The 19023-nt window shown below is 73.7% G+C and carries 25 protein-coding genes; 15 read left to right on the top strand and 10 right to left on the bottom strand.

The genetic code is table 11. The features are described from left to right. Positions 1–168 precede the first annotated feature (168 nt). On the bottom strand, positions 169–444 hold the full coding sequence (locus tag ACZ7C5_RS22420; protein WP_470323309.1) for a hypothetical protein: 276 nt from the start codon (positions 442–444) through the stop codon (positions 169–171). Next, a complete protein-coding gene (locus tag ACZ7C5_RS22415; protein ID WP_470323308.1) occupies positions 441–833 on the bottom strand; it encodes an ATP-binding protein in 393 nt (130 codons plus the stop codon). Before ACZ7C5_RS22415 ends, ACZ7C5_RS22420 begins: the two co-directional genes overlap by 4 nt. A gap of 248 nt (positions 834–1081) precedes the next feature. Here ACZ7C5_RS22415 and ACZ7C5_RS22410 point away from each other — a divergent pair, with 248 nt between their 5' ends. The 6 genes from ACZ7C5_RS22410 (at position 1082) to ACZ7C5_RS22385 (ending at position 3952) form a co-directional block, all read left to right on the top strand. Continuing rightward, complete coding sequence (locus ACZ7C5_RS22410; RefSeq protein ID WP_401089415.1) at positions 1082–1921, top strand: helix-turn-helix domain-containing protein; 840 nt, start codon at positions 1082–1084, stop codon at positions 1919–1921. A gap of 10 nt (positions 1922–1931) precedes the next feature. Beyond that, on the top strand, positions 1932–2135 hold the full coding sequence (locus ACZ7C5_RS22405) for a DUF397 domain-containing protein (protein WP_401089417.1): 204 nt from the start codon (positions 1932–1934) through the stop codon (positions 2133–2135). A gap of 108 nt (positions 2136–2243) precedes the next feature. After that, positions 2244–2453, top strand: coding sequence for a DUF397 domain-containing protein (locus ACZ7C5_RS22400; protein WP_401089419.1), 210 nt, complete (start codon positions 2244–2246; stop codon positions 2451–2453). A 73-nt stretch (positions 2454–2526) separates the two neighbouring features. Next, complete coding sequence (locus tag ACZ7C5_RS22395) at positions 2527–2727, top strand: DUF397 domain-containing protein (protein WP_470323307.1); 201 nt, start codon at positions 2527–2529, stop codon at positions 2725–2727. 148 nt (positions 2728–2875) lie between these two features. Next, positions 2876–3223, top strand: a complete 348-nt coding sequence (locus ACZ7C5_RS22390; protein WP_470323306.1) for a CPBP family glutamic-type intramembrane protease — start codon at positions 2876–2878, stop codon at positions 3221–3223. A 72-nt stretch (positions 3224–3295) separates the two neighbouring features. After that, entirely contained in the window at positions 3296–3952 is a 657-nt protein-coding gene (locus ACZ7C5_RS22385; RefSeq protein ID WP_470323305.1) for a class I SAM-dependent methyltransferase, read from the top strand. Here ACZ7C5_RS22385 and ACZ7C5_RS22380 read toward each other — a convergent pair. Further along, on the bottom strand, positions 3928–4722 hold the full coding sequence (locus tag ACZ7C5_RS22380; RefSeq protein WP_401089426.1) for a helix-turn-helix domain-containing protein: 795 nt from the start codon (positions 4720–4722) through the stop codon (positions 3928–3930). The two genes, ACZ7C5_RS22385 and ACZ7C5_RS22380, sit on opposite strands and share 25 nt — an antisense overlap. A gap of 323 nt (positions 4723–5045) precedes the next feature. Between ACZ7C5_RS22380 and ACZ7C5_RS22375 the strand changes: the two genes are divergently transcribed. The 5 genes from ACZ7C5_RS22375 (at position 5046) to ACZ7C5_RS22355 (ending at position 9693) form a co-directional block, all read left to right on the top strand. Further along, positions 5046–5978, top strand: coding sequence for a hypothetical protein (locus ACZ7C5_RS22375; RefSeq protein ID WP_470323304.1), 933 nt, complete (start codon positions 5046–5048; stop codon positions 5976–5978). An 82-nt stretch (positions 5979–6060) separates the two neighbouring features. Further along, positions 6061–6906, top strand: coding sequence for a hypothetical protein (locus ACZ7C5_RS22370; RefSeq protein ID WP_470323303.1), 846 nt, complete (start codon positions 6061–6063; stop codon positions 6904–6906). Further along, positions 6903–7820, top strand: coding sequence for a hypothetical protein (locus tag ACZ7C5_RS22365; RefSeq protein ID WP_470323302.1), 918 nt, complete (start codon positions 6903–6905; stop codon positions 7818–7820). Before ACZ7C5_RS22370 ends, ACZ7C5_RS22365 begins: the two co-directional genes overlap by 4 nt. Continuing rightward, positions 7817–8818, top strand: a complete 1002-nt coding sequence (locus ACZ7C5_RS22360; protein WP_470323301.1) for a hypothetical protein — start codon at positions 7817–7819, stop codon at positions 8816–8818. The genes ACZ7C5_RS22365 and ACZ7C5_RS22360 overlap by 4 nt, the downstream gene beginning before the upstream one ends. Positions 8819–9015: 197 nt before the next feature. Continuing rightward, a complete protein-coding gene (locus ACZ7C5_RS22355) occupies positions 9016–9693 on the top strand; it encodes a DUF4232 domain-containing protein (protein WP_470323300.1) in 678 nt (225 codons plus the stop codon). A gap of 40 nt (positions 9694–9733) precedes the next feature. On the opposite strand, the gene ACZ7C5_RS22350 is transcribed toward ACZ7C5_RS22355, so the two are convergent. Both ACZ7C5_RS22350 and ACZ7C5_RS22345 read right to left on the bottom strand, forming a co-directional pair. Next, a complete protein-coding gene (locus ACZ7C5_RS22350) occupies positions 9734–10633 on the bottom strand; it encodes an endonuclease/exonuclease/phosphatase family protein (RefSeq protein ID WP_470323299.1) in 900 nt (299 codons plus the stop codon). A 173-nt stretch (positions 10634–10806) separates the two neighbouring features. Continuing rightward, positions 10807–11436 (bottom strand): M15 family metallopeptidase, encoded by a 630-nt coding sequence (locus ACZ7C5_RS22345; RefSeq protein WP_401089439.1) that lies wholly within the window; start codon positions 11434–11436, stop codon positions 10807–10809. Between the two features lie 142 nt (positions 11437–11578). Between ACZ7C5_RS22345 and ACZ7C5_RS22340 the strand changes: the two genes are divergently transcribed. Then, complete coding sequence (locus ACZ7C5_RS22340) at positions 11579–12262, top strand: response regulator transcription factor (protein WP_401089441.1); 684 nt, start codon at positions 11579–11581, stop codon at positions 12260–12262. Beyond that, positions 12259–13410: a sensor histidine kinase gene (locus tag ACZ7C5_RS22335; RefSeq protein WP_401089443.1), complete on the top strand. Its 1152-nt coding sequence runs from the start codon at positions 12259–12261 to the stop codon at positions 13408–13410. The genes ACZ7C5_RS22340 and ACZ7C5_RS22335 overlap by 4 nt, the downstream gene beginning before the upstream one ends. A 43-nt stretch (positions 13411–13453) precedes the next feature. Here ACZ7C5_RS22335 and ACZ7C5_RS22330 read toward each other — a convergent pair whose 3' ends face one another. The 4 genes from ACZ7C5_RS22330 to ACZ7C5_RS22315 all read right to left on the bottom strand — a co-directional run bounded on the left by ACZ7C5_RS22330 (position 13454) and on the right by ACZ7C5_RS22315 (position 16081). Continuing rightward, positions 13454–14683 (bottom strand): serine hydrolase domain-containing protein, encoded by a 1230-nt coding sequence (locus ACZ7C5_RS22330; RefSeq protein ID WP_401089444.1) that lies wholly within the window; start codon positions 14681–14683, stop codon positions 13454–13456. A gap of 278 nt (positions 14684–14961) precedes the next feature. Continuing rightward, positions 14962–15108, bottom strand: coding sequence for a DUF6461 domain-containing protein (locus ACZ7C5_RS22325; protein ID WP_401089445.1), 147 nt, complete (start codon positions 15106–15108; stop codon positions 14962–14964). A 41-nt stretch (positions 15109–15149) separates the two neighbouring features. Next, entirely contained in the window at positions 15150–15710 is a 561-nt protein-coding gene (locus ACZ7C5_RS22320; protein WP_401089447.1) for a hypothetical protein, read from the bottom strand. Between the two features lie 125 nt (positions 15711–15835). Further along, complete coding sequence (locus ACZ7C5_RS22315; protein ID WP_401089449.1) at positions 15836–16081, bottom strand: hypothetical protein; 246 nt, start codon at positions 16079–16081, stop codon at positions 15836–15838. A gap of 448 nt (positions 16082–16529) precedes the next feature. Here ACZ7C5_RS22315 and ACZ7C5_RS22310 point away from each other — a divergent pair, with 448 nt between their 5' ends. Continuing rightward, positions 16530–17126 (top strand): hypothetical protein, encoded by a 597-nt coding sequence (locus ACZ7C5_RS22310; RefSeq protein ID WP_470323298.1) that lies wholly within the window; start codon positions 16530–16532, stop codon positions 17124–17126. Positions 17127–17161: 35 nt separating this feature from the next. On the opposite strand, the gene ACZ7C5_RS22305 is transcribed toward ACZ7C5_RS22310, so the two are convergent. Continuing rightward, on the bottom strand, positions 17162–18265 hold the full coding sequence (locus tag ACZ7C5_RS22305) for an NADH:flavin oxidoreductase/NADH oxidase (RefSeq protein WP_470323297.1): 1104 nt from the start codon (positions 18263–18265) through the stop codon (positions 17162–17164). A gap of 149 nt (positions 18266–18414) precedes the next feature. Between ACZ7C5_RS22305 and ACZ7C5_RS22300 the strand changes: the two genes are divergently transcribed. Next, positions 18415–18885 carry an NUDIX hydrolase gene (locus ACZ7C5_RS22300; protein ID WP_401089453.1) on the top strand — a complete coding sequence of 157 codons (471 nt, stop codon included), beginning with the start codon at positions 18415–18417 and terminating at the stop codon, positions 18883–18885. Positions 18886–19023: the final 138 nt, after the last annotated feature.

Here is a 19023-nt window from a genome sequence, read left to right as displayed (position 1 = left end):
TCCGTCGTGGCGATCGAGCGTCGCAGGCCGGGTTCTCGTCCCTGTGCCGGAGGAAGACGGGCGGGAGGGCAAGGGGCGTGAGAAGTCGGATGGGCCGACTTCTCACGCGAAGGGGGCGGAGCGGGGCGTGGACGGGCCGGGGCGGGCGTCAGCTCCGGGCGTGGTGGATCACGTGGGCTCCCGGGTGGGGTTCGCCCAGCTGATGCGGAGTTCGCGGTCGCCGAGGGGGAGGACGAGGACGGGGGCGCCGGCGAGGTCGCGCAGGATGTCGCGCCGGGCGCAGGGGCCGGTGAGGCGGCGCTCCAGGACGTGGTGCTGGAAGCGGGACATCGGGAGGTGGCAGACCGAGGCCCAGATCCGTTCGAGGGCGTCGGCGTTGAGGGTGTGGACGGTGGGCGGGCGGAGGTCCGGGACCTCCACGAGGATGTCGTGGTCGGCCCTCATGCGGTCAGCTCCGACCAGACGATCTTGCCGGTGTGCTCGCGCGGGGAGCAACCGGTGTGGGCGGAGAGGGACTTGACGAGGTGGAGGCCGCGCCCGGCCTCGCTGTCGAGGGTGAGCGCGCGCAGGACGGGCTCGCGGTTGCGCCGGGCGTCGTGCACCTCGATGCGCAGGCGGGCGGGGTCGAGGTCGAGGGAGAGGTAGATGCGGTGGCCGGGCGGCGTGCCGTGCACCAGGGCGTTGGTGACGAGCTCCGAGACGATCAGGAGCCCGGAGTCGCGGTAGAACTCCCCGCCCGGGGCGGAGGCGAGGAAGGAGGCGAGGAGGGAGCGCCCCTCGGAGGGCGCGCGGCGGCTGCGCGGCAGCCACGTGGTGGAGCAGTTGGAGGACATGGTGAATCCACCTTCCGGGCACGGAGTTTGAAGCCATGCGGAAGCCGGGCGGAGGCATGGGGATGCCCGGCAGCAGGCCGGTCATGGTCACTCAGGAGACCTGAAGCGCTACTCCCTGTAGCATGCTCTGCAATAGCTCCATTACGCAAGCGCACTCTCGCGCAATTGCGTGGCGACGCAAGATTCTTGTGATCTCCGAGGGAGGTGGCAGACTGTGACCCGACGTCAACCAAGAGGGAGCGACGAGCGTGGACAGTCCAACCGTGCTGCGCCGTAGGCTCGGCTCCGAGCTGCGACGATTGCGCGAACGGACCGGGCGTCAGGCCAAGTCCGTTGCGGACGAACTCGGCTTCAGCGCAACCAAGGTGTCGCGGATCGAGTCAGGCCAGACGACCCTCAAGGAATCCGACGTTCGTGCGATGCTCGAACTGTACGGCGTCGATGATGAAGCCGAGTTGCGGCAGTTCATCTCCCTGACCCGCCGCAGCACGCAGCGCGGTTGGTGGCATGACTACGCGGACACGCTGCCGGACTGGTTCCAGACCTATGTGGGGCTTGAGGCCGATGCCGCGCGGATTCGTGGCTACGAGGTCGAGTTGGTTCCTGGTCTGCTCCAGACAGCGGACTACGCCCGGGCCATGTTTCGTGTCTCGCCTACTGGGATGAGCAAGGAAGAGATCGAACGCCGGGTCAAACTGCGTATCCAGCGACAGGAGGTCTTTCGCCGGGCGATAGCGCCTGATGTGAAGGTCATCCTGAACGAATCAGCCCTTCGTAGGCCAGTCGGTGGACCCGACGTCATGCATAGCCAGGTGGGGCACCTTCTCGCGCTCTCGGAGAATCCCTGCATCACGATCCAGGTTCTCCCGTTCAGCCATGGCCCCCACCCCTCCATGAGCTCGGCGTTCCACATCCTCTCCTTCGCCGATGTGCCGGGCGACATCGTCTACGTCGAGGCGTTGACGAGCAGCCTCTACCTGGAGAAGGCCGAGGACATCGCCCATCATGAGCTGGTATTCGATCAGCTCACAGCTGCCGCGATGAGCCCGGACGACTCCCGGGCTTGGATGCAAAAGTTGGCAACCTAGGGGTACGGACATGACGATTGAATTGACCTGGCAGAAGAGCAGCTACAGCGGCAGTGAGGGCGGTAACTGTATCGAAATCGCCACCGGGCTTCCGGACTCCATTCCCGTCCGTGACAGCAAGGATCCTCACGGCCCGGCCCTCGCTTTCACCCCCGAGGCCTGGCGAGCCTTCATTGCCGGCATCCAGGCCAACGGCTTCCCGATCAACCCCTGAATCGCTCCCCATCGGACGGCCCCGCGCACCACGCGGGGCCGTCCGGCGTGTGAGGTGTGCCGAGAGGGATATCTCCTGGTTGAGGAACACCGCAGAGGAGTACGGAACATGAGAGATCGGCCCGACGAGACCGTCTGGCGCAAGAGCACATACAGCAATGGCCAAGGCGACTGTGTAGAGATAGCCGACGGCTTGGTGGACATGGTCCCTGTCCGTGACGGAAAGGATCCGCAAGGCCCAGCCCTCGCATTCACTCCCGATGCGTGGCGGTCCTTCGTCGCCGGCGTCCGGGTGGGCGACTTCCCGGCAGCCAACTGACTCAGTACCGTGGGCTGCCCCGCGTCGGACGGGGCAGCCCATCACAGGCTGAGAGCTTCGGGAGGTCATCCGCGTGACAGCTGACCTGGCATGGCGCAAGAGCAGCTACAGCAACCCGAACGACAACTGCATCGAGATGGCCGAGGGCATCATCGGCGTGGTTCCGGTTCGGGACAGCAAAGACCCTCACGGCCCTGCTCTCAGCTTCGCCCCTGAGGCATGGCAGTCCTTCGTTGAGGGCATCCGGGCCGACGACTTTCCGGTCGGCCCCTGAAGCCTTCCGGGCGGCCCCGCGCGTGGTGCGGGGCCGCCCGGTGTCACTGGCCGTCGGCGTGCTGGTGCGCGAGAAGTCGGCCCGTCCGACTTCTCGCGCTGGATGGTGAGCGGTAGCCATCGATGAGGTCGCGCGGCCACTCGGCCCGGTGCGTGCGGCGGTGCTGTTCGGGGTCGGGCACCTCGGCAACTGGCTGTTCTTCGACGCGCCCCTGGACAACACGCTGTGGCAGGTGGTGGAGGCCGGTGCGTTCGGCTTCTGCCTGTGCGGCGCGCGCCTGTACATCGGGAGCATCTGGCCGCTGGTGCTGGTGCACGCGCTGTCCGACTACCTGGAGATCTACTCGCCCGGGAAGACGGCCGACTGGCTCCAGGCACTGGACGTGGCCGTCGACCTGGGCCTGGGGCTGGTCCTGCTGCTCCGGGCCGCTCCCGCTTCCGCCCCCGTTCCTCCTCCTGCCTCTCCTCCGGCAGTCGGCCCTCCCACCCCGTCCTGAAGCGCTCCGCCGTCCGGAGCCGCGAGCGATTCGTTCAAGACCCCGCCCCAACTGCCCGTCCACACTGGCCGCATGACACCGACCGACACCTTCACCCCCGCCGCCGGGCGCTTCGCCCTCGGCCTCTACGACCCCATCGTCTCCCTCACCCGCGAACGCCTCTGGCGCAGCCTGGTGGCCATGCACGTCGCCCCCCGCCCCGACGACGTCATCGTCGACGTCGGCTGCGGCACCGGCTCCCTCGCCGTCCTCCTCGGCCGCACCGAACCCCGGGCCACCGTCATCGGCGTCGACCCCGACCCCGCTGTGCTGCGCCTGGCCCGCCGCAAGGCCGCCGCGGCCGGCGCCGCCCCCGACTTCCGCACCGGCATGGGAGACGCCGTCGCCGACCTCGTCGGCGACGGAACCGCCGACACCGTCGTCTCCAGCCTCGTCCTCCACCAGTGCCCCCTCTCCGCGAAGCAGGCGATCCTCGCCGCCATGCACCGCACCCTGCGCCCCGGCGGCAAGCTGGTGATCGCCGACTTCGGCAGGCAGCGCACGGCGGCCATGCGGCTGGCCTTCCGGATCGTCCAGTTCGCCGACGGCAAGGAGGACACCCAGCCCAACGCCGACGGCATCCTGCCCCGGCTGATCGCCGAGGCGGGCTTCGAGGGCGTGCGCGAGACGGAGACCGTCGCGACGGTGACCGGCTCGCTGTCCCTCTACACCGCTCGCCGCGCCGCCTGAGCGGCCGGGGCAAAAGCCGAAGCCGAAGCCGAGGCCGACGCCGCGTCCCCGGTGCCGCGCAGGGCGGGCAGCACCTGAGTGGGCGTCAGGCCGGTCGACTCCCGCATCCAGCGCGTGAAATGGGCCTGGTCGGCGAACCCGCCCGCGAACGCCGCCTCGGCCGGCGAGCACCCCGCACCGAGCGCCAGCGCCGCCCTGGACAGCCGCTGCCAGCTGCGCCAGCGCGCCAGCGGAACCCCCAACTGCCGCTGCGCCAGGGCCCGCAGGCGCGGCGGGGACAGTCCGACGCGCGCGGCGAGGCCCTCCAGCGGCACCTGGTCGTCGGCCAGCGCCGCCAGTGCCGCGCGCAGCCGCGGGTCCAGCCCGGTGGCGGGCAGCCCACCGTGCGACCGTACGTCCCGCTCGGTCAGGCCGTGCCACCACGGGGTGACGGTGACGCCCTCGCCGCACTGCTGCCGCAGCCGGTCGGCGAAGGCGCAGTGCGGGTCGACGTAGAAGACCAGTACCTCCCGGACCGGGGCCATCCGGTGGCGCACCATCGGCGGCACCACGATCGCGGGCCCGCGGTGGCGCCGGCCGTCCGCGTCGTCGATCGTCACCCCGTGGGCGCCCCCGGGTGAGGCTTCACCGGCCACCGCGACGGCGATCTGGAAGGTGGCGTGGCGGTGGAAGGTGCTGTCCGCCAGCGGTCCCCGGTACAGCGCGTACCCGGGGCCGACGGCGAACCGCGGCCGGGCCGGCCGGCAGGTGCCCGATTCTTGTCCGTCCACGTTCCAACCGTAGGCGCAGCCGAAAGGCCGCGTGCCCGATTCACCGCCCCGCCCCTCGGCTCGAAGGACCCCGTGTTCGAATCGATGTGTCGACACTGTGTCATCACCGCAGACCAGCGGCCCATTGCGGTTCGATCACGGCGTGTCCGATTCATCGAACATTGGGTGAGAGTGTGGTGATTGAATGTTTTGGCAGTGGTGTCGACGGGCTCTCATAATTCCTGCCGACACGCGTTGACGGAATGCCCGGAGAACCCGCATGGGGGAGGGGTTCCCGCGAGGGGCCCGCGCGTGAGATTCCGCAATCTTCCTGGGGGATTCCCTTGCCCGAGTCCGACAACGAGAGCGCAGCCGCCGGACCTCCGGCGCCGGTCGCCGAACCGGCAGCCCCGCCCGCGCCGCCCGTCCTGCCCGCCCCCGTCGCGCCGCCCGCCCCGGCCGCCGTCCCCGCCGCGCCGGCCACCGAACCGGCCGTCGCCCCGGAGCCTGCCCCGCGCCGGCTGCCGCGCGCGGTCGGCGTCGCGCTGGCCACCGCCGGTCTACTCGCCGTCACCGCGGCCAGCGCCGCCGTGACCGTCGCCGTCGGCAAGCCCGACGCCCGCCCGGCCGTGGCCGCCACCGGCCCGTCGAAGACGGCCGCGACCACGAGCGCGAGCGCGAGCGCCCCCGCGAGCGCGACGCCCTCCGCGGTGCCCGTCCCCACGCCCACCGCCGTCCCGGCCGAGCCCGCCCCGGCCAGCACCGTCAAGGGCACCGTCAACGGCGGCAAGCACGAGGGCGACCTGCGCTACTTCCTGCTCCCCATCCCGGCCGGCGGCGAGTCCTACGGACCCGCGGACGGGATGACCATGACCGACGAGGACACCGCCGACCTGTTCGGCAACCAGGACAGCATCATGGACATCCTCAAGTCCTACGGCTACAAGGGCGGCGCGACCCGGATGTACCGGACCGCCGACGGCAAGGCCGAAGTCACCGTCACCCTGCTCAAGCTGGGCTCCACCGCGATGGCCGGCGACTTCGCCAAGAACTACAAGGTCAAGTCGCTGGAACCGTTCGACATCGCCGGCGACTCCGGCGGCCGCGGCTACCTGAAGGCTCCCAAGCAGCAGGCGTACACCGGCTCGATGAGCGGCATCTCCAGCCAGGGCGACGTCCAGTACACGATCGACGTCGACGTGAAGGGGACGCCCGACAAGGCGCTGCTGAACGAGCTGATGAAGCGCCAGCGCGAGTGGCTCACCAACGGCGGCTGAGCCCGGGGCCCCGAAACCCCGTGCCCGTCCGCCCGCGTACCACGCCACCCCTTCCTCTCCTCCCTCCTCTGGAGCCACTTCCGTGACCACCGAACCCGCGGAGCCGGCACCCGCCGAGCCCGCCGAGCCCGCCGCGTCCGCGCCCGCTGTTCCGCCGCCGCCTGCCGCGCCGCCCGCCGCCCCGCCCGTCGCGCCCGGCGCCGGCGAGTCCGCCGCCCCGGCCGAGCCGGTGCGGGAGGCCCCCGCGCCCCGCGCTCCGCGCCGCCCCCGCCCGGTGCTGCTGACCGTCTGCGCCCTGGTGCTGGGCACCCTGGCAGGCGGCGGCGTCGGCTACGCCGTGCAGGCCCAGCGCCCGCCCACGCCGCTGCCGCCGCTCCAGGCCGCCCGCCCCTCCTATCCGGCCGAGACCGTCGACGCGGCCGCCCTCGCCGCCGAGCAGCCCAAGCCGCTCGCCATCGACGGCGACCTCACCAAGCTGCTGATCAGCGCGCCCGAGGGCAGCACCTCCTGGGAGGACTACCCGGACAAGCCGAGCTGGATCTCGATCGGCGAACTCGCCGAGCAGAGCGGCAGGGCGGCCGAGCGGTTCAAGGACCTCGCGTCGACCGGCTTCCGGCGCGCGGCCGCGGTGGACTGGAAGAAGGACGACGTCAAGTACCGCGTCCAGCTGGTCCAGTACACCGCGGACCACGCCGACGAGGCGAAGGCCGTCACCTGGCCCCAGACGTTCGCCGAGAACGCCAACGGCGGCTACAAGGTGTACCCCGAGGCCCACCACTGGGCCGAGACCACCGAGCAGTACTACTACGGCCAGGCCATCGCCAAGCGCGGCACGGTGCAGATGACGGTCGAGGTCTTCGCCCCGAAGCCGGTCAACCCCGACACCCTCAAGGACCTCGCCAAGCGGCAGTGGGAGCGGCTCGCATGAACGACGACACCGTGACCACCGCCGCCGCCCCCGGCGCGCCCGAGCCGGCCCCCGAGGCCCGGCCCGTCCTGACCGGCCCGCCCATCGGGTCCGTTCCGCCCGGCAGGTCCGTCCCGCCGCTCGGGCCCGTCGATCCCGCCGCCCCCTCGGGCCCCGCCGCCCCGGCCGGGCCGAACCCCGCCCCCCGCCGGCTGCTGCGCGCCGGCGCCGCGACCGCCGCCGCCGCGCTGGTCGGCGTGGCCATCGGCATCGGCATCATCAAGACCCAGTACGACGACCCCGCGCCGGCCACCGCCGCCGCCCCGTCCACCGCTCCCACCCCCACCGCGACCGCCACGCCGTACGGCGCCAAGTCCAACGGCAGCCACTTCGGCTCGCTGCGCGACCTGCTGCTGCCCGTCCCGGCCGGCTACGAACCCGGCCCGGACGACAGCGGCTACGGCAACGACACCGAGTTCAACGGCGAGCAGCTGTCCGCCGAGCTGGACGCCGAACTCCAGCAGCTCCCCAAGGAGAAGCGCGACAAGATGCGCTCCTACTGGGAGGGCATGCACGTCAAGGCCACCGGTGTGCGCACCTACCGCGCCTCCGGCGACGACCTGGTGATCGGCCTGAAGCTGCGCCAGTTCAACCAGCAGGAAGTGCAGCGGATCAACGAGTACACCGCGGTCTTCACCGGCGACACCGGCCTGTTCCGGATCGGCCCGTCCATCCCCGGACACCCCGAGGCGCACTGCTACCTGATGCCGGCGCCGCCGTCCGCGCCGATCGACTACCTGGAGTGCTCGGCCGCCGAGGGCGACCTCCTGGTGATCATGAGCGCCGAGGGCGTGGCACCGCTGCCCAAGGACAAGATCGTCGCCCTCTTCACCCTCCAGCTCGAACGCCTCGCCCTCCCGGGAGCAGCCGTATGACCGACCACGTCACCCCGTCGGCCGCCCCCGGGAACGAGCCGGGGAGCGCGCCCGAGGCCGATCCGGTCCTGGCGGCGCTCGCCGCGCCCGTCGCCGTCCCCGTGGACCCCGCCGTCCTCGCGGAACAGGAGGCCCGCCGCACCCGCCGCCGCAAGGCCGCGGTGCGCTGGAGCTGCGCCGCCCTGGTGTTCGCCCTCGCCGGCACCGGCACCGCCCTGGCCGTCACCGCGCCCGAGCGCACCGACCTGCCGGGCCTGGCCACCGCGGGCGACGGCCGCTACACCTTCGCGCCGCTGACGCTGCCGCCGCTGCCCTCGGGCAAGAGCGCCCCGGACGACAAGGGCACGTCCCCGCACTACGCGGACCTGCGCCACCTGCTGCTGCCGGCGCCCAAGGAGGCCGGCGGCTCCCTGACCCCGCCGGTCTTCCCGGCGCCCACCCCCACCCCCTCGGCCCCCGCCACGCCCTCGGCCCCCGCCACGCCCTCGGCGTCCGCGACGCCCCCGGCGTCCGCCACCGCGTCCGCCACCGCGCCCGCGCCCGGCTCCGAACCCGGCCAGTGGGCGCCCTGCGACGCGATCGCCGAGGAGCAGCAGGACGCGGTCAAGATGCGCGCCCTGCTCCTGGCGGACGCCTGCCGCGCGGCCACCGTCCGGGAGTGGACGGCCTCCGACGGCACCCGCACCCAGATCCGGCTGCTGCGCTTCGGCTCGCACCGGGAGTCCTGGGACGCCTTCGCCTCGCTGCGGAACAAGGCCCGCCCCAAGGCCGCCGAGGACACCAGGACCACCGCCCACGACGACTGGGACACCGTCGACGGCATCAAACTCACCACCGTGGAGTCGACCACGACCGGCTCCAGGGGCGCCCCCACCGCGCGCTTCGCCTACCTCTCGGCCTCGGACATCCTCGCCGTCGTCACCATGACCAACCCCGCCGGCGTTCCCATGGCCCCGTTCCGACAGGTCGTCACCCTCCAGTCCGATCTGCTGCTCTGACCCCGTCTCACCCGACCCGGCCGGGCCGGCGTCCCCACCCGGGGGCGCCGGCCCGCCGCGCGCGCGGGCGGCGTACGGGCCGCGCCGGCTTCTGGAACAGGATCGGGATATTTCCCGCACCAGCCCGTGAACGACCCCGACTTACGGTGATCACACAGCAGAGACCGGTACCGCCCGAACGACCGCAGGAGCACCCCATGCGCACGCGCCGCCTCGTCCTCACCGCCGCCGCCGTCACGGTGATCGCCGCCGCCGCGACGGCCTGCGGGCCGGAGAACAGCGACACCGCCGCCCCTGCCGCCGGCGGACCCGCGGCCACCGCCGCGCCCACCGCCGGGGCGCCCGCCGGAGCACCCGCCCCGGCCGCGCCGACGGGGGCCGCGCCGGCCGGGGCCGCCCCGACGAAGAGCGCCCCGCCCAAGTCCCCCGCCGGTTCCGGCGCCGCCTCCGCCCCGGCCGGCGACAAGAGCGGGTACGGCCAGGTCTGCGGCGCCAACGACCTGGACCTCGGCGCGAAGACCGAGACCCAGGCCGGCGGCTACATCCTGATCTCAGCCAAGGCCAAGTCGGGCATCACCTGCACCCTCCCCGCGGGCCACCCCGTCATCGCGTTCGGTTCGGGCGGCATCGAGGCGACGCCCGTCGAGCACACCGCCGGGGAGCAGATCACCCTGAGCGGCGCCAAGACCGTGTACGCGGGCATCATGGCCAAGACCACCAAGGGCAACCAGGCGGTCCAGTACACCGACGTCATCATCGGCATCGGCAACCCCGACCCGAACCCGGTGAGCGTCCCGGTCGGCACCACCCCGGTCGACAAGCCGGCCGTCACCAACTGGCACACCCTGCCGAAGGACACCGTGCCGATCGCCTGACGATTCGTCAGAACATGCTGTGCCGTCAGTCCTTGAGCCGTCAGTCCTTGAGCCTCGCCGCCACCGGGCGATGGTCGCTGGGGGTGGCGGGCAGGGTCCAGGTGGCGGTGGCCGGCAGGCCCCGGGTCAGGACGTGGTCGATGCGGGCCAGCGGGAAGGCCGCCGGCCAGCTGAAGCCGAAGCCGGTACGGGCCGGGGTGAGCCGGCTGGTGAGCGGGGCGAGCGCGCGGTCGTCGGCGGCCGTGTTGAGGTCGCCCAGCAGCAGGACGCGGCGCAGCGGTTCGCCGTCCAGCGCCCGGCCGAGGGCGGCGAGGTCGCGGTCGCGGTGGGCGGTGGCGAAGCCGGTGACGGTCGGGCGCACCGACGCGAGGTGGACGACGTAGACGGCCAACGGGCCGCCGGGGGCCTGGACTTCGGCCCGCAGGGAGCGGTTCCAGCCGGGGTCGATGACCAGCCGCCGGGAGTCCGTCACCGGGTAGCGGCTCCACAGGGCGACGGTGCCGGTACGGGCGTGGTGCGGCAGCGCCCGGTCCAGCACGCTCCGGTAGGCGGGCAGCGCGGCGTCGGTGACCTCCTCCAGCGCGACCAGGTCGGGGCCCGCGGCGAGCAGCGCGCGGGCGGTGCCGGCCGGGTCCGGGTTGGCGGCGTTCACGTTGTGGGTGACCACCGTCAGCCCCGGCCCGCCGGAGCCGCCCGCCGGCGCCCCGCCGGACAGCAGCAGGGGACCGAACACCACCGCCCACACCACGGCCAGCACCCCGCCCGCGCAGGCCGCCGCCGGGGCCCGGCGCAGCGCCGCGCACAGCAGGGCCGCCACCGCCACCAGGCCGCTCCAGGGCAGGGCGCTCTCCCACAGACTGCCCAGGCCCAGGCCGAGCTCCGGCACCAGCCGGTGGCCGCCCAGGGCGAGGGCGGTGAGCAGCCCGAGCGCGGCGGGCACCAGCCCGCGCCGCCACCGGGGGACGGAGCGCCACGCGGGGGCGCTCCCGGGCGCGGCCCGCCGCCGGAGGAAGGCGCACGGCCGGGGTGCGGACCGCCGCCGGTGCGGTCGGTGCGGCTGGTGTGGCCGGTGCGGCCGGTCGGCGTGCGGGGCGGCGGTCACGGCGGGCCCGCTCATCCCGCGGCGTCCGGCAGCGGCGCCGGGCAGGTCCCGCCCGGCCGGGTGAGCAGTTCGAAGTGCCAGATCTCGTTGGCGTACACCTGGCACAGCCCGTACCGGGCGCCGTGCCGGATGAGCCAGTAGTCCGCGTCGGTCGGGCCGACGTCCACCGCCTTCCCGCTGACGTGCGCGGACTTCTCCGGCGTGTTGACGAACTTCCTGGCCTGCTCCACGCTCCCGTACCTGGTCACCGCCCGGTCCAGCAGCCGCTGCTGGTAGGCCTTGTTGCGCCAGCCGGAGGTGACGGTCATCTCGATGCCCTGGGCCCGGGCGTCGCCGGCCGCCTGTTGCAGGGCTTCGAGCAGCGGCCCGTCCAGGTTGCCCACGGCCGGGGCGTGGGTGTCGAAGGGGCTCAGCGTCCGGCCGTCGGGTATCTCCCCGTCCGCCTCCGCCCCGGCCGTGGCGGGCTGGGCGGCGACGACGGTGGCCGCCAGGGTGCGCAGGACGGCCCCGGTGCCCGGCGGGTCGGCGGCGCACGCCCCGACCAGGGCCAGCGCCGCCGCCGCCGAGGCGCCCACGGCCAGCCGCCGCCGCTTGCCCCGCACCGCCGGTGCCGTCGCCGCCGCTGTCTCCGGCGTGTCCATCGCTGCCTCCCACTGTGTTCGTCCGTTGCCGGACCATTGGAGGAAAAGCGGTGTTGCGAGGACGTCTGCGCGGGCCGATACGTTTTCGATAGGCCACATCGGGTCCAATGGGACGCGAACGGCGAGGACGGGAGAACAGCGCGTGCGGGTCCTGGTGGTGGAGGACGAGATCTACCTCGCGGAGGCGGTCCAGGCCGGCCTGCGACTGGAGGCGATGGCCTGCGACATCGTCACCGACGGCGACGCGGCGCTGGAGCGCCTGGCCGTCCACAGCTACGACGTCGTCGTCCTCGACCGTGACATCCCCGGCACCCACGGCGACGACGTCTGCCGCAGCATCGTCGGGCGCGGCCTGGGCTGCCGGGTGCTGATGCTCACCGCCGCCGCCCGCCTGAACGAGAAGGTCGCCGGCTTCGAACTCGGCGCCGACGACTACCTCACCAAGCCCTTCGACCTCGCCGAACTCGTCGTCCGGCTGCGCTCGCTCGCCCGCCGCCCGGCCCAGGCCGCCCCGCCCGTCCTGGAGTACGCCGGACTGCGCCTGGACCCCTTCCGCCGCGAGGTCTACCGGGACGGCCGCTACGTGGGCCTGTCCCGCAAGCAGTTCGCCGTCCTGGAGGTCCTGATGACCGCGCGCGGCGGCGTGATCAGCGCCGAGGACCTGCTGGAACGCGCCTGGGACGAGAACGCGGACCCCTTCACCAACGCGGTCCGCATCACCATCTCCGGCCTGCGCAAACGCCTCGGCGACCCGTGGGTGATCCAGACCGTGCCGGGCGTGGGCTACCGCCTCACCGCCCCCGGCGGGGAAGACGGCCCGAGGTGAACGAGCGCGACGACCGTCCCCGTACCGAGCGCCCGCGCCGCCTGACCGCCCGGATGCGCCTGACCCTCAGCTACACCCTCTTCGCCGTCACCGCCGGCCTGCTCTCCCTCGCCGTCGTCTACGTCGGCATGCGCTACATCCCGAACTACCCCCTCACCTCCTCCAACCCGCGCTACCGCTCCGACGCCCCCTCCCGCCAGGAGATCCTGGACTCCCTGCTCAGGGCCGGCGGCTACGCCCTGGCCCTGCTGACCGCCGTCGGCATGGCCGGCGGCTGGCTGATCGCCGGGCGGGTGCTGCGCCCGCTCCAGGACATCACCGGCGCCGCCCACCGCGCCGCGAGCGGGGCACTGGAGCACCGCATCGCCCTCACCGGCCCGCGCGACGAGTTCACCGACCTCTCCGACGCCTTCGACGAGATGCTGGCGCGCCTCCAGCGCTCCTTCGAGGCCCAGCAGCGCTTCGCCGCCAACGCCTCCCACGAACTGCGCACCCCGCTGGCGATCACCAGCACCATGCTCCAGGTCGCCGCCGCCGACCCGGCGGGACAGGACTGGGGAAAGCTCGTCGCCCGCCTCCAGGACACCAACCGCCGCGGCATCGAGATCAGCGACGCCCTGCTCCAGCTCGCCGACCTCGGCCACGCCCCGCCCGACCTCGCCCCCACCGACCTCGCCGCCGCCACCGGGCAGGCGCTGACCGCCGTCCGCGACGAGGCCGCGGCCCTCGGCGTCACCGTCACCGCCGACCTGCGCCCCGCCCCGGCCACCGGCAACCCCGTCCTGCTGCGCCAGGCGGCCGTCAACCTGCTGCACAACGCGCTGCGGCACAACCTGCCCGGCGGCGGGCAGGTCACCGTCACCACCGGGACCGACCCGCGCCGGCCCGGGCGGGTGCGCCTCACCGTCGCCAACACCGGCCCGCGGCTGACGCCGGAGGCCGTGGCCACCTTCACCGAACCGTTCCTGCGCGGGCGCGGACGCACCGCCGAGACCGACCCGGCCCGCCGCGGCCACGGCCTGGGCCTGGCGATCGTGGCCGCCGTCGCCGACGCCCACCACGGCGAACTCCACCTCACCCCCGAACCGGCCGGCGGCCTGCGGGTCACCCTCGACCTGCCCGGCACGGGGGAGGGCCTCGGAGGGTGAGGCGGGCGCCGGCCGTTCGGCTCCGGCCGCTCAGCTGGGGCGCTCAGCTCCGGCCGGTGCAGGTGCCGGCGTGGACGAGGTCCTGCCAGGCCCGCCCGCCGGCCGCCGGGTCCGAGGTGTCGTAGAAGGTCACCGACACGGAGAACTGGCGCTGCCCGTCCGCGGAACCGAACATGCCGGTGCTGTAGCCGGGGATGCCGCCGGTGAGGCCCCAGAACAGTCCGCAGGGCGTGTCGTAGCGCTGGAGGCCGAGCCCGTAGTCCTTGCCGTCGCCCAGGCCGGTGGTCCGCTGCATCTCGGCGAGTTCGGCGGGGCGCAGCAGCGTGCCGTTCAGCAGGGCGGCGACGAACCGGTCGAGGTCGGCGGCGGTGGAGATGCCGCTGCCGGCCGGCCCGGCCCAGGAGGGGTTCTCCAGGGTGACGTCGGCCGGACCGGTGGGCAGCGGGAGGTAGCCGTGGGCGTGCGGGCCCGGGACGAACGGGGAGCTGACGGGCATGGAGGTGCCGGTCAGGCCGAGCGGCCGGACGATCCTGCGCTCGACCTCCGCGCTCCAGGTGTGCCCGGTCACCTTCTCGATGATCATCCCGGCCAGGACGTAGTTGGTGTTGGAGTAGTTCCAGGCGGTGCCGGGCGCGGCGGGTGACGGGAGCCGGTTGGCGATGTCGACCAGGTCCTGGGCCCGGTAGTCCTTCCACCGGCCGCGCTCCGCCCAGGCCGGATCGCCGAAGTCGAACGCCGGGTCGCTGGTGTGGTTGGGCAGGCCGCTGGTGTGGTCGAGCAGTTGGCGCACCGTGACGACGGCGCCGGTCGGTATCTCGCCGGGCAGGTAGCGCTCGACCGGATCGTCCAGGCCCAGCCGGTGCTCACCGGCGAGCTGGAGGACCACCGTGGACACGAAGGCCTTGGTGACGCTGCCGATGCGGAAGCGGCCGTTCTCGTCGACCGGCGCGCCGGTGGCGAGGTCGGAGGTGCCGGCCGCGCCCGTCCAGGCGGGGCGGGAGCCCTCCCGGACGGCGCCCAGCGCGGCCGCGGCGCCGCCCTGCTTCACCAGCGCGGCCACGGCGGCGTCCAGGGGGCCGCGGTCCACCCGGGGGGTGCCGCCCCGGGCGGCCGGGCCGCCCTGTGCCGCCGCCGTTCCCGCCGTCGCCGCAGGTGCCGCGGTGGCCGCAGGTGCCGCGGTGGCCAGCAGGCCCGCGCCCACGAGCGCCGCCACGGCCGCCCGGAGCCGGCGGCGCGATCCCGCCGTGCCGCGCTCCGACCGAACCGACCGCATGCCGCGGTTCCCCGTCATGTGCCCCGCCCTTCCGCACGGGCGGAGCCCTGTCGGCGCCCGCCCCCTGCGTGACAGCCTGTCAGCCGGGCCGGGAACCGGTCCTCCGCCGCAGGTACCGTCGGCGCCCGCTCCGCGCCGCGCTGCCTCCCCCCGCAGGGGTAGGCCTCAGGCCGGAGGCGGCCCGCCCGGCGGCGGGAGTCCGACTTCCCTTCGCCGCACCGGAAGTCGGCCCGGCCGACTTCCGGTGCGGGTGGCCGCCGAGGACATCCGCACGCGGTTCAGTCCCAGGGCTCCTCGACGGTGCCGGTGGCGAAGGAGCCGCCCTCGAAGAGTTCAGGGCCCAGGCGGACACCGGTGAGGTGTTCGGCGAGAGCCGGAGCCGTCTCGATCCTGCCGCGGTATCGCGTCGCGTCGAAGTCCGGCACGGCGGCGAGGCCGGCGGCGGAGGCCGGCGGCCAGGCGGCGGTCAGCCCGACGTGGACGGGGTGCCGGGGCGGTCCTCCTGCCGTGCGATGGTCTCCGCCCACTGCGGGAACCGCGCCACGGGTACCGCGGGCGAGGCGGCGAAGTCGGGGCGCAGCGCGGCCGCGGGGAGGAACACGGCGCGGCAGCGCCGGCACAGCCAGGTCGCCCGCCACACCCGGTGGAGCTTCTGCCACTGGTCGTAGGTCCGCGGCCACTGGCCGGCCGTGTCACCGCGGCGGCTCCGGTGGTCGGAATGGACGGTGAGCCCGATGCCCAGCAGGATCGCGGCGACCAGGAACGCGCCGTAGCGGTAGCCGAGTTGGTACGCCATGTCGGAGCTGCCGCCGCCGTCGCCGGAGAACAGCCCACGCAGTCCCAGCAGGCCGAACAGGCCGGCCAGGACGAAGAGGGTGATCGCGGCCCCGGTCGTGCCCCCGGGTTCGGACGGCATCGACAGCAGCTCCCGCGTCGGCGGGTCGAGGGGCCGGTCGGAGTCCAACAGGGCGTTGCGCACGGCGACGGTCCCGTCCGCCGCGGCGCACGTCGGGCAGGTAACGCTCATCGAGGTGTGACTCCGGAGGTGACGCGGGTGTACACGGAAGAGCCCGTAGTACAGCACAGGGGTCTGACCACCCGTGTGACCGGCCCCGCGACCGGAAACGGGGAGGCGTCACACCCGACGCGTCGTCACGCGGGGATCCAGCGGGGCCACCAGCCGGGGACGTTGCCGGCCGGACAGAGACCGCTGTCGCTGACCGTTCCGGGAACGGTGCCGATCCAGGCGAACTGGCACCAGGTCATCGCGAGGAGCGCGAACAGCGCGACGGCGACAGGAACCAGTGAGGAGATCCTCCTGCGGCCCGGCCGCCGGGCAAGGACCCAGGCGGCCCGGTAGGCGGCGAGTGCGACGGCGCCTCCCGCGGCAACGGACAAGGGGAGTTCGTAGGGCCGGACACCACCCCAGTCCACATGCTCGTCCTGGTACGAGCCGCAGTACCTGCGAGCCGCGTCCGAGAGCGCCCACGAGCCGGCCCCTCCGGCCAGTCCCACGAGGGCCACCAGGCAGCCCGGCATACGGCTTGTCCCCGAACGGTCGTTCATCTCCACAAGGACACCCGGCGGCACGCGGTGGTTCCCGGTCGCCGGCCACCGGCGCGGCGACCACGGCAGAACCGTAGGACTTGGAGTGCGCTCCAACTCAAGTCCGACACTCCGCCCCGCCTCAGCAGGAAGATTTGCGGCCGGGACGCCCTGAAGTGGGGTCACCTCACCGGGCGGAGCTGAAAGATTTCCTGTGGGCGCACCGTCAGAAGGGGCGGAAGGGCTCCGGGGTAGCGTTGTCCGTCCCGCCCCGCCCCGAGTTTCGTGAGAGGGAGCCGCCGTGGCCCCGAACGTCTTCCGCAGTGGCATCGGAGAGCTGCTCCCCGGCCGGGGGCCGGACGGGCTGAGGGTCTGGAGCGTGGCCGAGGCGCCGAGGAGCGCGCTGTTTGGCGCGCCCGTCGAGGCCGCCATCCTGCTCGAAGGCACCGACGACCTCGACCGGGCCGATCTGCCCCTGGTCGGCGAGGTGCTCGGCAGGATCGACCACTACCTGGAGGCGGGGCTCCGCTTCGTGCGCGAGGCGGTGGAGGCCGACCCGGCCTTCTTCGGTCTCACCGAAGCGGAGGCGCGGCCCTTCCGCGGCCTGCCCGTCGCGGACTTTCCGCTGGATCTCCCGCAGCTCACCTTCCACCTCGACGAGTGGCACCTGCGTTTCGCCGAGGGCCGCCTGCCCATCTGCGACCCCTACGGCCTCGCGGTCGTGTTCGACGGGCAACGGCCGCTGAGGGTGGAGGACTTGAGCGACGCCGAATCCGTTGAAACCGATGAAACCGCTGAATTCGTTGAAACCGCTGAAACCGAAGCCGAAGCCGAAGCCGCTGAAACCGAAGCCGCCGACGCCGGTGGCGTCGACGGCTCGGGGCGGCCGGGCGCCTGAGTCGCCCCGGGCGCCCGCTCGGGGCGGAGCCGGTGTCAGGCGCGGTGGTACGGGAGGGGTGTGGCGACCTCGCCGCCGAGTTCGGCGGCGGCGCGGCGGGCCCAGTAGGGGTCGCGCAGCAGTTCGCGGCCGATCAGCACGGCGTCGGCGTGGCCGTCGGTGAGGACGGCCTGGGCCTGGGCGGGGTCGGTGATCAGGCCGACGGCGGCCACCGGCAGGTCGGTCTCGCGGCGGACGGCCTCGGCGAAGGGCACCTGGAAGCCGGGCGCGGCCTCGATCCGGGCGTCGGGGACGATGCCGCCGGTGGAGACGTCGAGCAGGTCGACGCCGTGGGCCCGGAGTTCCTTGGCGAGGCGGACGGTGTCCCGGGAGGTCCAGCCCTCGCGGCCGTCCTCCGGGTTCTCGGTGATCCAGTCGGTCGCGGAGACGCGGAAGAAGACCGGCAGGTCCTCGGGCCACACCGAGCGGACGGTGTCGACGACCTCCAGCGCGAAGCGGATGCGGCCCTCGAAGGAGCCGCCGTAGCCGTCGGTGCGGCGGTTGGCCGCGGGGGAGAGGAACTGGTGGACCAGGTAGCCGTGGGCGCCGTGGACCTCGGCGACCTGGAAGCCGGCGTCGAGGGCGCGCCGGGCGGCGTCGGCGAACTGGCGCACGATCTCGCCGATCTGCTCCTCGGTCAGCTCCTCCGGGGTGGTGTGGGCGGGCGAGAAGGCCTCGGCGCTGGGGCCGACCGGCGTCCAGCCGTGCTCCTCGCCGGGGGCGACCGGGCGGCCCCGGTCGACCCAGGTGCGCTCGGTGGAGCCCTTGCGGCCGGCGTGGGCGAGCTGGATCGCCGGGACGGTGCCCTGGCTCTTCAGGAAGGAGGTGATCCGGCGGAAGGCCGCGGCCTGCTCGTCGTTCCAGATGCCGAGGTCGTACGGGCTGATGCGCCCCTCGGGGCTGACCGCGGTGGCCTCCGTGATGATCAGCCCGGTGCCGCCGGCGGCGCGGGCCGCGAGGTGGGTGAAGTGCCAGTCGGTCGGGACGCCGGCCGCGTCCCCGTCCGGGACGGCGCTGTACTGGCACATCGCCGGCATCCAGATCCGGTTGGGGACGGTCAGGGCCCGCAGGGTGAGCGGGGTGAAGAGAGAGGTGCTCATGTCGGACTCCCGGTGGGGTCGGCGCCAGGACGAAGGGGCGGTCATGCAACTTTTGCAACTGCATCTACATTCGCGAACAATAGTTGCACGTGCAGAGACTTGCAAGGGTGTTCCGCCGGGACACCCTCCCACCTGCGACAATCCCCTCCATGATCGACCCCGCAGCCACCAGCACCCCGACCGCCGAAGCCACCCAGGCCGCCGAAGCCGCCGCAGCCACCCCGACCGCCCCGCTCACCGTCGCCGCCGCCGCGATCATCCGGGACGGCAGGCTCCTGGTCGTCAGCAAGCAGGCCGCCCCCGAGGTCTTCTACCTCCCCGGCGGCAAGCCCGACCCCGGTGAGGACGCCCTGGCGGCCCTGACCCGCGAACTGCGCGAGGAACTCGGCGCGGCCCCGGTCGGCCCCCGCCACCTCACCGACATCCGCGCCACCGCCGCCCTCGAAGGCGTCCCCATGCTGATGACCGTCTTCACCGCCGGCCTGGACCGCGAGCCCGCCCCCGCCGCCGAACTCGCCGACCTGCGCTGGACCGACGGCCGCGACGACACCCTGTGTCTGGCCCCCGCCGTCCGCGACCACCTGCTGCCCCTGCTGCGCGAACGCGGCGACCTGGCCTGACCGCTCCGGGCATGAGGGAACGGCCCGGGGGAGCGGGCCCGGGGTAAGCGGCGGACGGCGCCCCGTGACGCCGGACGGCGCCGCCCGGGAGAACCGGGCGGCGCCGTCGAAGCCGTACGCGGCGGTAGTGAACCGGCC

This window comes from Kitasatospora sp. NPDC036993, from assembly GCF_055607525.1.
The sequence above is the reverse complement of the archived record's forward strand: the minus strand, read 5'-3'. Positions and strand labels throughout refer to the sequence as shown.